This is a genomic window from Brevibacterium picturae (assembly GCF_900105045.1).
Taxonomy (GTDB): Bacteria; Actinomycetota; Actinomycetes; order Actinomycetales; family Brevibacteriaceae; genus Brevibacterium; species Brevibacterium picturae.
In genome coordinates this window covers 3,377,004-3,390,563 of sequence record NZ_LT629739.1, presented here as the reverse complement: position 1 = coordinate 3,390,563, position 13,560 = coordinate 3,377,004, and the positions used below count along the sequence as shown (strand labels likewise).

11 protein-coding genes and 1 pseudogene are annotated in these 13,560 nt (G+C 65.9%); 4 read left to right on the top strand and 8 right to left on the bottom strand.

The features are described from left to right. Positions 1-3: 3 nt before the first annotated feature. Complete coding sequence (locus tag BLT92_RS15440; protein ID WP_092106967.1) at positions 4-2,490, top strand: excinuclease ABC subunit UvrA; 2,487 nt, start codon at positions 4-6, stop codon at positions 2,488-2,490. 7 nt (positions 2,491-2,497) lie between these two features. Here the strand turns inward: BLT92_RS15440 and BLT92_RS15435 are convergent, their stop codons facing one another. Further along, positions 2,498-2,818 carry a hypothetical protein gene (locus BLT92_RS15435; protein WP_157691473.1) on the bottom strand — a complete coding sequence of 107 codons (321 nt, stop codon included), beginning with the start codon at positions 2,816-2,818 and terminating at the stop codon, positions 2,498-2,500. Next, positions 2,815-2,955 (bottom strand): hypothetical protein, encoded by a 141-nt coding sequence (locus BLT92_RS20505; RefSeq protein ID WP_157691472.1) that lies wholly within the window; start codon positions 2,953-2,955, stop codon positions 2,815-2,817. Before BLT92_RS20505 ends, BLT92_RS15435 begins: the two co-directional genes overlap by 4 nt. A 153-nt stretch (positions 2,956-3,108) precedes the next feature. On the opposite strand from BLT92_RS20505, the gene BLT92_RS15430 reads away from it, so the two are divergent. Both BLT92_RS15430 and BLT92_RS15425 read left to right on the top strand, forming a co-directional pair. Further along, positions 3,109-4,269: a sensor histidine kinase gene (locus BLT92_RS15430; protein WP_157691471.1), complete on the top strand. Its 1,161-nt coding sequence runs from the start codon at positions 3,109-3,111 to the stop codon at positions 4,267-4,269. Continuing rightward, positions 4,266-4,949 (top strand): response regulator, encoded by a 684-nt coding sequence (locus BLT92_RS15425; RefSeq protein ID WP_092106961.1) that lies wholly within the window; start codon positions 4,266-4,268, stop codon positions 4,947-4,949. The genes BLT92_RS15430 and BLT92_RS15425 overlap by 4 nt, the downstream gene beginning before the upstream one ends. Before the next feature lie 42 nt (positions 4,950-4,991). Here BLT92_RS15425 and BLT92_RS15420 read toward each other — a convergent pair whose 3' ends face one another. From BLT92_RS15420 to BLT92_RS15395, 6 genes and pseudogenes are all read right to left on the bottom strand, one after another. Then, complete coding sequence (locus BLT92_RS15420; RefSeq protein ID WP_092106959.1) at positions 4,992-6,263, bottom strand: class I SAM-dependent methyltransferase; 1,272 nt, start codon at positions 6,261-6,263, stop codon at positions 4,992-4,994. A gap of 53 nt (positions 6,264-6,316) precedes the next feature. After that, on the bottom strand, positions 6,317-6,598 hold the full coding sequence (locus BLT92_RS15415; RefSeq protein ID WP_092106957.1) for an HPr family phosphocarrier protein: 282 nt from the start codon (positions 6,596-6,598) through the stop codon (positions 6,317-6,319). 131 nt (positions 6,599-6,729) lie between these two features. Further along, positions 6,730-8,399, bottom strand: a pseudogene (gene ptsP / locus BLT92_RS15410) (phosphoenolpyruvate--protein phosphotransferase). 29 nt (positions 8,400-8,428) lie between these two features. Further along, positions 8,429-10,546 carry a PTS fructose transporter subunit IIABC gene (locus BLT92_RS15405; RefSeq protein ID WP_092106955.1) on the bottom strand — a complete coding sequence of 706 codons (2,118 nt, stop codon included), beginning with the start codon at positions 10,544-10,546 and terminating at the stop codon, positions 8,429-8,431. Next, positions 10,546-11,655, bottom strand: a complete 1,110-nt coding sequence (locus BLT92_RS15400; protein WP_092106953.1) for a 1-phosphofructokinase family hexose kinase — start codon at positions 11,653-11,655, stop codon at positions 10,546-10,548. The genes BLT92_RS15405 and BLT92_RS15400 overlap by 1 nt, the downstream gene beginning before the upstream one ends. Next, positions 11,652-12,446 carry a DeoR/GlpR family DNA-binding transcription regulator gene (locus tag BLT92_RS15395; protein WP_092106951.1) on the bottom strand — a complete coding sequence of 265 codons (795 nt, stop codon included), beginning with the start codon at positions 12,444-12,446 and terminating at the stop codon, positions 11,652-11,654. The genes BLT92_RS15400 and BLT92_RS15395 overlap by 4 nt, the downstream gene beginning before the upstream one ends. A gap of 610 nt (positions 12,447-13,056) precedes the next feature. Between BLT92_RS15395 and BLT92_RS15390 the strand changes: the two genes are divergently transcribed. Then, positions 13,057-13,461 carry a universal stress protein gene (locus tag BLT92_RS15390; protein ID WP_092106949.1) on the top strand — a complete coding sequence of 135 codons (405 nt, stop codon included), beginning with the start codon at positions 13,057-13,059 and terminating at the stop codon, positions 13,459-13,461. Positions 13,462-13,560 lie beyond the last annotated feature (99 nt).

The window sequence follows — 13,560 nt, the reverse complement described above, 5'->3', positions numbered from 1 at the left end:
ACCATGAGCGAACAGATCGGTATCGTCGGCGCCCGGGAGCACAATCTGTCCGACTTCTCCGTCTCCCTGCCGCATCGGCAGCTCATCGGGATCTGCGGAGTCTCCGGCTCCGGCAAATCGTCTCTGGCCTTCGACACCATCTACGCAGAGGCACAGCGGCGCTACCTCGAATCGGTCTCTCCCTTCACCCGGCACCTCCTCGGCGCGGTCCCCCCTCCCCAGGTCGATCGGATCACGGGACTTCCCGCAGCGATCGCGGTCAAACAGCTCGTGACCACACCGCCGGAGAATTCGAGCGTGGGAACCCTGTCGCAGGTCTCTGACCTGCTGCGGGTACTCTTCTCTCGCTTCGGCGACTACCCCGCGGACCAGGGACGCCTGCTTGCCTCGGCCTTCTCCCCCAACACCGTCGAGGGTGCCTGTCCCACGTGTGCTGCGAAGGGCAGCATCCATGACATCGACCTCGAGGCCGCAGTGCCTGACAGGTCCCTGACCATCCGCGAGGGTGCCATCGCCGCGTGGCCGGGCGGATGGCTGGGACGAAACTTCAAGCACCTCGTCGAGGCGATGGGCATCGACGTCGACCTCCCCTGGTTCCGACTGCCCGCTGACACTCGCTCATGGGTGCTGACCACTGAAGACACCCCTTCGGTCACCGTCAGGCCGGCGGACGTGGCCGACCATGTCGCCCGCGAATACACGGGCAAGTTCCGCAGCGCCCGCCGGTACCTGCTCGACACGATGGTCACAACAGGCAGCGCCTCGGTCCGGGAGCGCACAGAATCGTTCCTCAGCAACGACCTCTGCCCCGACTGTCGGGGCAGCCGCATCAACCCGGCGGCGCTGTCTGTGACGATCGGCGGATCGAATATCGCCGAGGTGGCCACGCGCAGTCTCACGGACCTGGCAGTGACGATCAACGCCGCCATCACCGCCGATCATGAGCACGGTCCCAGCACATCGAAGCGGTTCTCCGCCGCCACCGATGAGGCCGCCCACGTCCTCCTCGACGAACTCGACAAACGCACTGACGTGATCGAGCGCCTCGGCGTCGGCTATCTTCCACCCCACCGGTCGGCGGCAACGCTGTCGCCCGGTGAACTGCAGCGCCTGCGCTTGGCGGCCCATCTGCACAGCGGACTGCACGGCATGGTCTACGTCTTCGATGAGCTGTCCACCGGGCTGCACCCGAAGGACACCGGTCATCTCTTCACCCACATCGAGGCCCTGCGGGATGCGGGCAACACGGTCATCCTCGTCGAACACGATATGGAGCTCGTGCGACGCTGCGACTGGGTGATCGAACTCGGTCCCGGCGGTGGTGCCCGCGGTGGGCAGCTGATGTTCTCCGGCCCGGTCGCCGAGGCGCTCGAGGGTGAGGGTTCGACCGCCGTGCGGCTGCGCAATGAGGCACCCAGCCGACCATGGCGGCACTCAGAGGGCTTCGAGGCCTGGGCACGGTGCGCGGGACTGTCGGCGAACAACCTCGGCGATCTCGCTCTGGCCTTTCCGATCGGCGGTCTCACGACCCTGACCGGAGTCTCCGGGGCTGGCAAGAGCTCGGCTCTGCGTTCGGTGGCCGCACTGGCCCGGTACGCGGGGGCCTCCGGCTTCGACGGGCACGAGGAGGCGCAGATTGTGGCCGGTGAGGCTGGGCGAGGAGAACTGGCGGCGGCGAGCGCCACGGGACTCGAGGTCTTCACCCGGGTCGTCAGCTTCGATCAGTCCACCATCGGACGCTCATCGCGTTCGGTCATCGGCACCTACCTGGGCATCTTCGACAAGATCCGCAGCCTCTTCGCGAAGACCGAGCTGGCCCGCGATCGCGGATTCACCGCCTCGCAGTTCTCCTTCAACACCGCACGGGGACGATGTCCGCGCTGTGAGGGGCTGGGCATCATCACGATCGACCTCGTCCACCTCCCGGCATCCAGCGGCACCTGCCCGGAGTGCGAGGGCCGCCGATTCACCGCCGAGACCCTGGAGGTCACGGTGAACGGACTGACCATCGCAGATGTCCTCGATCTGTCCATCGATGCCGCCGCGAGCGTGTTCGCCGAACGGCTCGGGCTCGTGGCCCACTTCGAGGTTCTGCAGAGGGTCGGTCTGGGTGGTCTGCTGCTCGGGCAGTCCTCGGCGACGCTGTCCGGCGGTGAGGCGCAACGCCTGCGTCTGGCAGCGGTGATGCGGGCCAGGAAGCGACGGGAGCGTTCACTGTTCATTCTCGACGAGCCGGCCAACGGCCTTCACCCCAGCGATGCCCGGGTCCTCGGCAGGCTCTTCCGCCAGATCGTCGACGAGGGGGATACGATCCTCATCGCCGATCACAACATGGAGTTGGCTGCCGGCTCCGACTGGCTCATCGACATGGGACCCGGTCCTGGCCCGGACGGTGGTCGGATCGTCGCCGAAGGGCGACCGCGCGAGGTTGCCGCGGCCGGTGTCGGTGCCACGGCCGAGGTCCTGTCGGCGCGATTCGGCCGCCCTTGACGACCGGTCAAGGGGCTGACTGTGCGACCTCTGACTGTCGAATGAGGACGCTGACTGCCGGGCGAAGTCGTTGACTGCCGGGTGGCGCAGCCGTCAGCGATCGCCGGTGGAACTCCGGTAGGCGAAGGACTCCGGCCGTGCCCGCACCGGCCAGGGCACCCACGGGCAGGCTCAGCGGGGCAATGACCATCACCGCCTCGGGCCAGATGCCCGCCACCAGGTCATTGAGGACGACCATGGCCAGCACTCCCCCGATACAGCCCAGCACCGCTGAGCCCACGATACGAGCACACCTCCGGCCGCCTCGGCGGGATCGGTCCTCTGTCATGGCCACACACGACCCATCGTCCACGTTCCCCAGCGGATCCGGCGCACGATGTGCCCAAGGACTCCGGCGAGCGCGTACACGAGCCCGGCGACGATTCCGCCGAGCAGCGGCCAATTGAGTTCTCGAACTGAGTTCATGCCATCCAGATAAGGAATGGGCGGCACCTGAGCACACCGCGTCGAAAGCGGCCGCTGCATCGACTTCTGCGCCGGTCTCGGTACGTCGAGAAGCGATATCGCGGTGCACGGTGAGCGGTGCCCATCGGCGCCGAGGTTCCCTATGCTGGTGGGATGGGAGCGCGGAGAACTGAAGCCATTCTCGCAGGCGCGGTGATGGCGTCGCTGGCGATCATCATCGTCCTGGCTCAGACCGACACCGAGGCACCGCTGCGGCCGCTGTCCTATCTCTTCGCCTTCGGCTTCGGTGCGGTACTCCTTCTGCGGCGCGCGCTGCCGAAGACCGTGGTCGTCCTCAGCGTGCTCGGCACCTTCGCCTACTTCAGCCTCGAGCTGACCCCGATCGGCGTCGCCCTGCCCGTGATGGCCGCGCTCTATTCCGCCGCGGAGGTGGGTCTGACCCGCTTCTCCGTCGGCGCAGGGTCCGTGGTCTTCCTGGTGTCCACGGCCTTTCGGATCCGCGACGACTCCCTGCCGCTGGGCCGTCTGCTGGGCGCGGAGTCGATCTCGACGCTCGCCCTCATCGCCGCGGCGATCACCCTCGGCTTTGCTATGGCGACCCATCGCCGGTTCGCTTCCCAACAGGAACAGCTGCTTCGGCTCCAGGACGAACGTCTGAAGGAGGAGGCCGACCAGCGCGTGCAGAATGAGCGGCTCCAGCTCTCCCGCGATCTCCACGACACCCTCGGCCACAAGCTCTCCGTCATGTCGCTGCATTCGAATGTCGGACTCGAGGCCCTCGACCGCAGAGGGCCCTGCTCAGCTTCGGACTCGGAAGACAGCGCCGTCGCCGAGGCGCTCGAACGGGCCCACGACGAAGCCGCCGGGTCGCTGTCGGACCTGAGATCCATGGTCCGGGTGCTGCGGACCGGTGACGAGTCGACCCGCACCGGCCTCGGCGTCGACGGGATCGAGACTCTGCTCGACCGGGCCCGCGAGGCAGGGATGTCCGTCGAGTCGAGCATCTCACTCTCCCCGGGGGCTCTGCCGTCACCGGTGGAATCGGTCGTCTTCCGCGTCGTCCAGGAAGGCATCACGGATGTGCTCCGGCATTCCTCTGCCGCCGCAGTGAGTGTCACCGTGGGGCTCGACGACGAGGACGTCGTGGTCTCCGTCGTCGACGACGGGCTCGGCGCCGCGGCTCCTGAAGGCGGGCACGGACTGCAGGGCATGAGCGAACGAGTCAGGCGCCTCGGCGGAGACCTGAGCACGCAGGCCAGGCCCAGCGAGGGCTTCGAACTTCGCGCCACACTGCCGAGGAGGCTGCCGGAATGATCACAGTCGCACTCATCGACGATCAGGAGCTCGTCCGAACGGGGCTGCGACAGCTTGCGGTCAGCGATGGGGACATCGAGGTCGTCGCGGAAGCCGCAGACGGTCGTGCCGGCCTCAGTCATGTACGTGAACGACACCCCGATGTCGTGCTCATGGACATTCGCATGCCGGTCATGGATGGCATCACGGCTACCGAGCACATCGTCTCCGACCCGAACCTCGACAGCACCAGAGTCGTCATGCTCACGACCTTCGACGATGACGAGGACATCGTGGCCGCGATCGACGCCGGTGCCAGCGGCTATCTGCTCAAGGACATTCGGCCGGCGGACCTGCGCTCAGCCATCCGCACGGTCGCCGGCGGTGATGCGCTGCTATCACCGGGCGTGATCAACACCGTTCTGCGCAGACTCAGTGCCCAGAACCGAGCGACCCCGCGACCCGAGATCCTCGAGGGCCTCACAGTGCGCGAACGTGAAGTGCTCACGCAAATCGGCCGCGGGGAATCGAACCGGGAAGTGGGCGCGAGCCTGTTCCTCAGCCCGGAGACCGCGCGCACATACGCCAGTCGCCTGCTCGGCAAGCTCGGGGCACGCGATCGCTCACAGCTGGTCGTCCTCGCCTACGAATCGGGCCTGGTCACGCCCGGTCACGCAGCCCTGATCGCGGTCTCCGACTGACTGCGGCCGTCCCGCGCTGACGGGGACAGTCAACGGTCGCCGTCAGCCGCGGCTGCGGATGACCGTGAACTTGCTGGTCCGGGCCGCCTGCTCGCTGGGACCGATGAGGCGCTCCAAGGAATCGCGGTAGCGCAGATGCGAGTTGAAGACGGTGACGACCTGCCCTCCGGGCGCCAGGAGCAGCGATGCGGTGCGCATGAGTCCGGCGGCGGTGTCGGTTTCGATGGCCGTGCCCTGGTGGAAGGGCGGATTGAGCAGGATCAGGTCGTAGCCGCCGACGACTAGTCCAGAACCGGGCTCGGTCACAGCCTCGGCGTCCGTGGCATCGGCGAGGACGGTCTCAACCTCGAGCCCGTTCGCCTCCGCAGTCTCCTTCGCCGAGGCGACCGCCGCCTTGGACACGTCCACGCCGGTCCCCTTCACCGCCGCTGTCACCCGCATCGCGGCGGACAGCAGCCACCCGTTCCCACAGCCGAGATCGAGCACGGATTCAGGGCTGCCGGACCCCACCTCGGCGGCCACGACTTCGAGCAGCGCGGCCGAGCCCTCATCGCTCTTGACCCCGGAGAAGCAGGCACCATGGGCTCTGACCTGAAAGGGACCTGTGGCCGAGTGGTCGATGATGCCATGCTTGGGGAAGCTCGGCATGCTGGGTGATGACAGTGCACGGCTGCCGATGATCATGCGGTGCTTACCGACGCCCGGCGACACGTCGACGCGGGCGAATCCACGCGCCAGCTCCTTGTTCACGGCGCGGCTCATCGAGTCGCTGCGACCGATGACGATGACAGTCGAGACCTGTGGCTGAAGCGCTGCGATGGTCTCAGAAAGGTCGTCGACGGCCTTCGGCGCGTTCACGATAGCCCAGGTCCGTGCAGGATCCGTCGGGTTCTTCGACGAGTCCGGCACTGTTTCTGCAATGATATCCGTCATAGGCGGATCGACGTGCGCGGCCAGCTGTTCCACCACCTCGGCGGTCGGTGCTGCTGCGGCTACGATGCGGGACTGATCGATCCGGTCGTTGAATGCGTGGACGAGAGCGAGCTCGGTCAGCAGTCTTGCCTGAGTTCCATGGGCGTCATCGACGAGGATGACCCGCTTGGGAAGCCCTGCCACTGCTTCGGCGGAGACGAATGTGCCCGCGGTAGGACGACCGGAGACGTCGAGCTCTCCGCTGCGATATCCGAGAACGAAGTCAACGAGCATGCGCGCCTGTGGGAGGCCGGGAGCGTGAGCGAGATCGGGGAAACGCGCCAAAATGCCGCTCCTGGCGTCAGCGGCGGTGGATTCGGCGGCAAGCAGGGAGACGGCCATTCGATCAGTCTAGACCGACTGGCCGGATGCCTGCCTCTTCCACCGCTCGTTGCTCAGCCCTCCGAGTCGTGATTGGTCTCGATGAGTTCTTTAAGACTGGACAGAGCCTCTTCGGCCCCGGGCCCCTCGGAGCGCAGCACGACCTTCTGGCCGTACTCCGCGCCCAGGCCCATGAGAGACAGCATGCTCGAGGCATCGAGTGCGTCCTCAGCGGGCTCTCCTTCCAGTGCGATCGTGATCTCGAGTTCGTGCTCCCCCGCCGCCTCGGCCAGCAGTGCTGCCGGGCGCGCGTGGAGGCCCACCGTGCTCCCTACGGTCGCGATGATTTCTGCCATGTCTTGTCCTTCCTCTTTCACCGGCATTATGGCGCCGGTCAACTCATGGTGTGTTCGGTTAGTTCGGTTCTTGTATCGAGTGTCGTACCCGGTTCAGGTCGCGACCGCTGTTCCTGTGTCCACATCAGAATTCACAGTCCGAGGTCGTTCAGTACCGGCAGTTGAGCTCTGGCGACAGTCTTGGCCTCCTGCGAGTCTCGGGCCGCCAGGACTGCCACTGCGATCTGGCGGGCCTGTTGAAGCGACACACTGCGCAGGACCTCGGCGACCGCGGGCAATGCCCGCGGAGCCATGGACAGACTAGTCACCCCGAGGCCGACGAGGACGACGGCCAGCGCTGGGTCTCCCGCCGCTTCGCCGCACACGCCCACGGATTTCTCAGCGACAGCTCCCTGCTCCGCCGTCATCCCGACCAGCTGCAGGACTGCCGGCTGCCAGGAGTCGCTGAGTTCGGCCAGGCCGCCCAGCATGCGATCGGCCGCCATGGCGTACTGAGTCAGATCGTTGGTGCCGATGGAGGCGAAATCGACCTCCTCCACGATCGAGCCGGCCCGCAGCGCTGCCGACGGCACCTCGACCATCACGCCAGAGGTCGAAAGACCCGCGGCGGACACGAGATCCGCGAATTGCCGAGCCTCGTCGGCTGTGGCGATCATCGGGGCCATGACATGCACAGTGGCCGGGTGCTTCTCGGCGGCTGCGGCGATCGCTTCCAGCTGGCGCTGCAGCACGCCCATCGCCCAGCGGCTGGTTCGGAAGCCGCGCACGCCCAGCGCCGGATTCGGCTCCTGGCTGTCGGTCAGGAAAGGCAGCGGCTTGTCCGCTCCGGCGTCCAGGGTGCGGACGACGACCTTGTGATCATCGAAAACCGCAAACACTTCTCCGTAGGCCTCTGTCTGCTCTTCCACGCTGGGCTCAGTGTCTCGGTCCAGGAAGCAGAACTCCGTGCGCAGCAGGCCCACGCCCTCAGCTCCGGCAGCAGCGGCGGCCCGTGCCTGGGCGCCATCGCCGACGTTGGCCCGCAACGGGATTCGATGACCATCGCTCAGCAGGCACGGCCCTGAGAAGGACTGGAGCCTGCGCGAACTGGCCCGCCAGGCGGCGACGAGGTCGTCCTCGGTCCGACCCGGCTCAATCCGCAGTATCCCGCTCGCCCCGTCGACGTAGACCGGTGCGTCTTCGGAAACCTCCAACACACCCCGGCGGCCACGACGGCGGGCAGACCCAGGGAGCGGGCGAGGATCGCAGTGTGACTCTGCGGCCCACCCTCTGCGCACACCAGGGCAATGACGGTCTCCGGGTCCAAGGTCGCGGTGTCGGCCGGGGCCAGGTCCGTGGCGATGAGCACGAAGGGTTCCGCGGAGTGTGGGATTCCGGGGGCGGGCACCCCGCGCAATCTGGCGACGATTCGGGCCCGCACGTCGAACACATCGGTGACCCGCTGGGCCATGTATCCGCCCAGCTTCTCCAACTGTACCGCGGTCTCACCGGCCACCGTCCATACCGCAGTTTCGGCATCGGTCCGGTCCAGCCGCTTGATCGCAGCCTTGACGATCGCTGGGTCCTTGGCCATCTGTGCCGTCGTCTTGAGCACATCACGGGCATCGCCGGTGACGGCTTCGGCGCGCTCCAGGAGTTCTGCGTGTACCGCCGCCGAGGCCTCCCGGATCCGAGTGGCTTCGGACTGGGCGTCCTGCGGGGCAGGTCTCTCCGCGGGCGCTGCGATGGGCGGGGGCATGATCTTCGCCGGCGCCACGACGCGGCCCGGGACAACTCCGATCCCAGTGTATTCTGCGGACATTTTCACTCCTTCGTTCCCGATCAACTCTGTCAGGACACCGATTCGTCATCGTTTGAGCGCGCTGGGCCAGCCTGCGGGGCTGTCTGCGCATGCTGTTCGCCGGAGGAGACCGGATCGCCCTGCTCTCCGCTGGCGTAACCGTCCTTGCGGACGAAGATCTTCAGTGCGAGCACGAGCAACGCGCTGATCACCGTACCGACCGCAACCGAGAGCACGAAGAGGAGGAAGCTGTCGATCGCGAAGAACACGAACACGCCTCCGTGCGGAGCCTGGCTGGTCACCGAGAAGGCCATGGTCATTCCGCCCGTGACACCTGCGCCGACCATGGATGCCGGGATCACGCGCAGGGGGTCCGACGCAGCGAAGGGGATCGCGCCCTCGGAGATGAAGGCCGCGCCCAGCAGCCAGGCTGCTTTTCCATTCTCCTTCTCCGCCGGAGAGAAGATGCGTGGGCGCAGCGCTGTGGCCAGTGCCATAGCCAGGGGCGGGACCATGCCTGCGGCCATCACCGTGGCCATGATCTCCCACGGCACAGGGTTCTCCGCGGTGCCGCTCGCCAGACCGGCGACTGCGAAGGAGTATGCCACCTTGTTGACAGGGCCACCCAGGTCGATGGCCATCATGACGCCCAGGATGAGTCCCAGGAAGATCGCGGCGGCTCCGGTCATCGAACTCAGCCAGGCGTTGAGCCCCTGTGTCAGGGCGCTGATCGGCCCGCCGAGGACCATGAACATGAGTCCTGAAGAGATGAGCGAGGCCAACAGCGGGATGATCACCACGGGCATCAGGCCCTGCAGCCAGCGCGGTGCGGGACGGGAGCCGATCCACTGCGCGATATAGCCGGCAAGCAGACCGCCGATGATGCCGCCGATGAATCCGGCGTCCATGAAGGCGGCGACTGCGCCCACAGTGAATCCGGGGGCGAGACCGGGCCGGTCAGCGATGGCGAAGGCGATGTACCCGGCCAAAGCGGCGACCAGGAAGCCCATGGAAAGCGTCCCGATCTGGAAGGACACTGCGCCCAGATATGCTCCCAGCGGTCCGAGTGCCAGATCGCCGAACTCTGTGGGCAGATTCCACAGGGAGTTGCCCAGGACGATGTCCTCCGCATAGTCCGGGATGTCGAATCCGCCCAGCAGGAAGCCCAATGCCATCAGCAGGCCGCCTGCGGCGACGAAGGGAATCATATAGCTGACTCCGGTGAGCAGCACGCGTTTGAGGTGCGCGCCCACGCCTTCCCGGCTCTCGCCGTGTGAGCGAGTAGAGGCCTCATCATCGGCTTGGCCGGCAGCCAGTCTGCGGCCATCCGGATCGTCGGCCTCGGCCAAGGCCCGGGTGATGAGTCCCTGGGGGTCGTCGATTCCGGCCTTGACCGGGACCTGAACATAGGGCTTGCCGCCGAAGCGGGCCTTATCGCGCACATCCACGTCAACGGCGAAGATCACAGCATCGGCCCGTTTGATGACGGCCGGGTCGATCGGGGTGGTCCCGCTGGAGCCCTGGGTCTCGGTGGTCACCTCGACACCCATATCGGAACCGGCTTGGGCCAGCCCATCCGCGGCCATATACGTATGTGCGATCCCGGTCGGGCAGGCGGTCACGGCGACGACTCTGCGCGAATGGTCTGCGGCATCTGCCCGGCGATTCTCGCTGTCGGTCTGCCCTGAGACGGGGGCCGCTTCGCCCTCGACTTCCCGCAGTCCGAGGGCGGTCTCGACCAGACCGACGACCTCCTGATGGTCGGCGGCGGCGCGCAAGGAGGCGACGAAGTCCTTCTTCACCAGGGATCGGGCGAGCTTCGACAACAACGCCAGATGCTCCTTGTCGGCGCCCTCCGGTGCGGCGATCATGAACACAAGGTCGGCTGGGCCGTCCTTGGCACCGAAGTCGACCGGTGGTTCCAATCGGGCCATCGCCAGGCTGGGGACAGAGACTGCATCGGTGCGGGCATGAGGAATGGCGATACCACCGGGCACCCCGGTCGGTGTCTTCTCCTCACGGGCGATGGCCGCAGTCGCCAGATCCTCGGCGGAACTTGCCCGGCGCTGCTCGGCTATTGTGGCTGCCAGGGCGTGGATGACCTCGGACGTCTTCGTCCCGAGGCCAACGTCGAGGGCCACCAGTTCTGTTGTGATGAGCGATGCCATCATGCCTCCTCGGCTTCGGGCGCTGGACCCGTCTGCAGCTGTTTCTGGTGATCGATATTCGTATTCAGGAGTCCGCTTGGCTGCCGTTGTGTCGCGGTCAGCGACCGCACGGTGACTGCCCCGAGCTGGGCATCGGCGGGAGTCGGCACGCCCGTGCCTCGCAGTCGGGCGGCCGCGGCTCCATATGCCACCGCCCGCACCAGGGCCTGCCGGGGTTCCTCGCCGTCCAAGCGAGCCAGCAGGAAACCGGCCAGCGTCGAATCGCCCGCACCCACAGTGCTCACGGCATGCATGGGTGGGTGTATGGCGTGCCAGGTCTCACCCGAGGAAGCCAGTACTGCACCGCCTGCACCCAATGTGGCCAGAATCGCCCGAGGGCGAGGACTTGGTGCGTGCAACAGCGCGTGAGCGGCCCGCGCCGTGAGTTCTGGGGAGGACTCCAGCTGGAGCTCGAGTTTGCGCAGTTCGTGCCCACCCATCGGCCCGGCCTCCGGCCGGAGCCCGGCTGCCTGCAGGAGGTCGGCGGCTTGCAGGAGCTCTGCGAGTTCCTCTGCGTTCGGCTTGATCAGGTCCGGGGACTGCATCAGTGCTTCTGCGAGTGGCGGCCCGGAAGTGTCCACGGCGATCAGCGGCGGGTCCGGCAACTCACGGATGCGCTCGATTGCGCGGGCATAGAAGTCGTTCCCCACGCCTGGGGGCAACGATCCGGCCAGCACCACCCCGCTGGCTCCGGCAGCGTGCGACGCCAACAGCTCGAGCAGGGCCGACTGCGTCGATTCGTTCAGGGAAGACCCGGGTTCGTTGATCTTCGTCGTCGTCCCGTCCGGTTCCGTCACGGTGATATTTGACCGTACCGGGATTCCGATGGGGACGGAGTCGTGATCCACGCCGATCACGTCGAGACCCGTGAGCACGGGATCGTCCGCCTCCCCGGGGAGGATCGCCCGAGTGCGCCGGCCCGCGTTGGCGATGGCACGGGAGACATTGACACCTTTCCCTCCAGGCTGCTGGCCTGCCCATTTGGCTCTCTGCACCTGCCCACGGAGCACCGGGCCGTCAAGTTCGATGGTCCGGTCGAGGCTGGGATTGGCCGTCAAAGTAAGAATCATGAGGTGATGACCTCGACTTTCGCGTTCTGCAGGTGGTCGGACAGCGGCGGACGCGGCTGAGCGTCGGTGATCAGATAGTCGACGCGGTCTACGGGAGCGAAACGTACCAGCGAGACGGCGCCGAACTTTGCGGAATCGGCCAGCACGGCGACCTCCCGCCCGGCCTGGACGAAGGCGGACTTGGTCGCCGCCTCATCGTGGTCAGGGGTGGAGAAGCCATCCGGGCTCAAGCCGTTCGTACCCACCAGGGCCAGGTCGACATGATGCTCGCCGATTGACGCGATCGTCTGCGGGCCGACCACGGCTCGGGTGATCGGGCGGAAGCGGCCGGGCAGTACAAAGATCTCCACTCCCGGCACATTGGCGAGATTGTCGATCACCGACAGGGAGTTGGTGACCACGCGCAGTTCCCGCGGCGGAACCTCGGACGACCGGCGCTCCTGGGACTCCTGCGCGATCGCCAGGGAAAGTGCGGCACAGGTAGTCCCACCGTCCAGGGAGATGCTCATGGTCTCCCTCAACAGTCCCAGCGCGGCATGGGCGATGGCCGTCTTCTGACCGAGGTTGTGGACCTCGCGATCATCGAAGGCGGGTTCTTCCAGGCTGTGGGATCGTGGAGCAACGGCTCCGCCGTGCACGCGCTGCAGCGCCCCGGCTCTCTCGAGAGCCGCGAGGTCCCGCCGCACCGTCTCTGTCGTGATCTGAAAATCATGAGCCAGATCGGTCACATTCACCCGGCCGGTGTCGCTGACCAGGTCTGCGATTCGTCGTTGGCGTTCTTCAGCGAACACGTTCAGGCCCTTCCCTCTTCGCAGTCATCCCGACTTCATGATCGGATCGCCGCGTGTATCTGATCGATGCGCTCGATCCCCGTCGTTCGATACTCCGCAGTTCTTGCTCATCTTGATTTGCAAGTGGCGCAGATGTCTCGTCGCTCCGAAGCCTGTTCAAACTGCTTTATTTGCGAGGCCATCCGGCCAGCAAGACCCCGGCCACATTTCAGTTGCTTCTATGTTGATTTGATTGATCTTATGTTGCCTTCTTCGAGACGTCAATCACCTTTCGCCATTTTACCAACCATTCCAACATGCTTAACGAGCGCTGCACTCCTAGATCGCCGCACGAGACGGAAACGGGAACAGGCATTCCCACACCTATTCGCTGCCGCTGACGAGTCTTCTTTCTTACAACAAATCCAGTTACTGCCGAGGTAACGATTCCCCCTTGCCCAGAGCGTCAACGGATCAGCTGCATCATCATTGATCACACGGGCGGGGGCAGGCTCTTCCCGCTTATGGAGACCGAGGCATCGCTCGAGTCGAGGCAGACGCGGGAGCGTACCGGGTTGCAGATGTGCTACTAATTGAGGGTGCTTCGTCCAGTGTCGTATCAGGAGAGACAATGACAATTCTCGTCGGTTATTCCCCCTCACCCGAAGGCAAGGCTGCCGTTACGTTCGGCATCGATCAGGCGAAGGCCTTCGGTGACACCGTGATCGTGCTCAATGCCGGCATCGGAGAAACTCCCGACGAACGTGGTGTTGCGACGAATCAGGACATGGACGAACTGAAAGAGGCGCTGCGCTCCTCCGAGGTCTCCCATGAGATCCTGCAGTTCCTGCGCGGAAACGATCCCGTTGAGGAACTCCTCGCCCTCGCCGAGGCGACCGAGGACACCCGCATGATCGTGATCGGATCGCGTCGCCGCTCCCCCGTCGGCAAACTCATCATGGGCTCGACCGCGCAGCGCATCATCCTCGACTCCGACGTTCCGGTCGTTTCCGTCAAGGCCGATAGGACGAAGTAGACACCGCTCGCAACTCAGGCACCGCGCGTGAAACGCAGCCGACGCGCACTCAGCACTCAAAGGCGCTGAACACACTCAACGCTCGGTAAGTCCTGGTCG

Coding starts and splice junctions, on each gene's coding strand:
- BLT92_RS15440 (WP_092106967.1), top strand. CDS start 4: ATGAGCGAACAGATCGGTATCGTCGGCGCCCGGGAGCACAATCTGTCC.
- BLT92_RS15435 (WP_157691473.1), bottom strand. CDS start 2,818: ATGACAGAGGACCGATCCCGCCGAGGCGGCCGGAGGTGTGCTCGTATC.
- BLT92_RS20505 (WP_157691472.1), bottom strand. CDS start 2,955: ATGAACTCAGTTCGAGAACTCAATTGGCCGCTGCTCGGCGGAATCGTC.
- BLT92_RS15430 (WP_157691471.1), top strand. CDS start 3,109: ATGGGAGCGCGGAGAACTGAAGCCATTCTCGCAGGCGCGGTGATGGCG.
- BLT92_RS15425 (WP_092106961.1), top strand. CDS start 4,266: ATGATCACAGTCGCACTCATCGACGATCAGGAGCTCGTCCGAACGGGG.
- BLT92_RS15420 (WP_092106959.1), bottom strand. CDS start 6,263: ATGGCCGTCTCCCTGCTTGCCGCCGAATCCACCGCCGCTGACGCCAGG.
- BLT92_RS15415 (WP_092106957.1), bottom strand. CDS start 6,598: ATGGCAGAAATCATCGCGACCGTAGGGAGCACGGTGGGCCTCCACGCG.
- BLT92_RS15405 (WP_092106955.1), bottom strand. CDS start 10,546: ATGGCATCGCTCATCACAACAGAACTGGTGGCCCTCGACGTTGGCCTC.
- BLT92_RS15400 (WP_092106953.1), bottom strand. CDS start 11,655: ATGATTCTTACTTTGACGGCCAATCCCAGCCTCGACCGGACCATCGAA.
- BLT92_RS15390 (WP_092106949.1), top strand. CDS start 13,057: ATGACAATTCTCGTCGGTTATTCCCCCTCACCCGAAGGCAAGGCTGCC.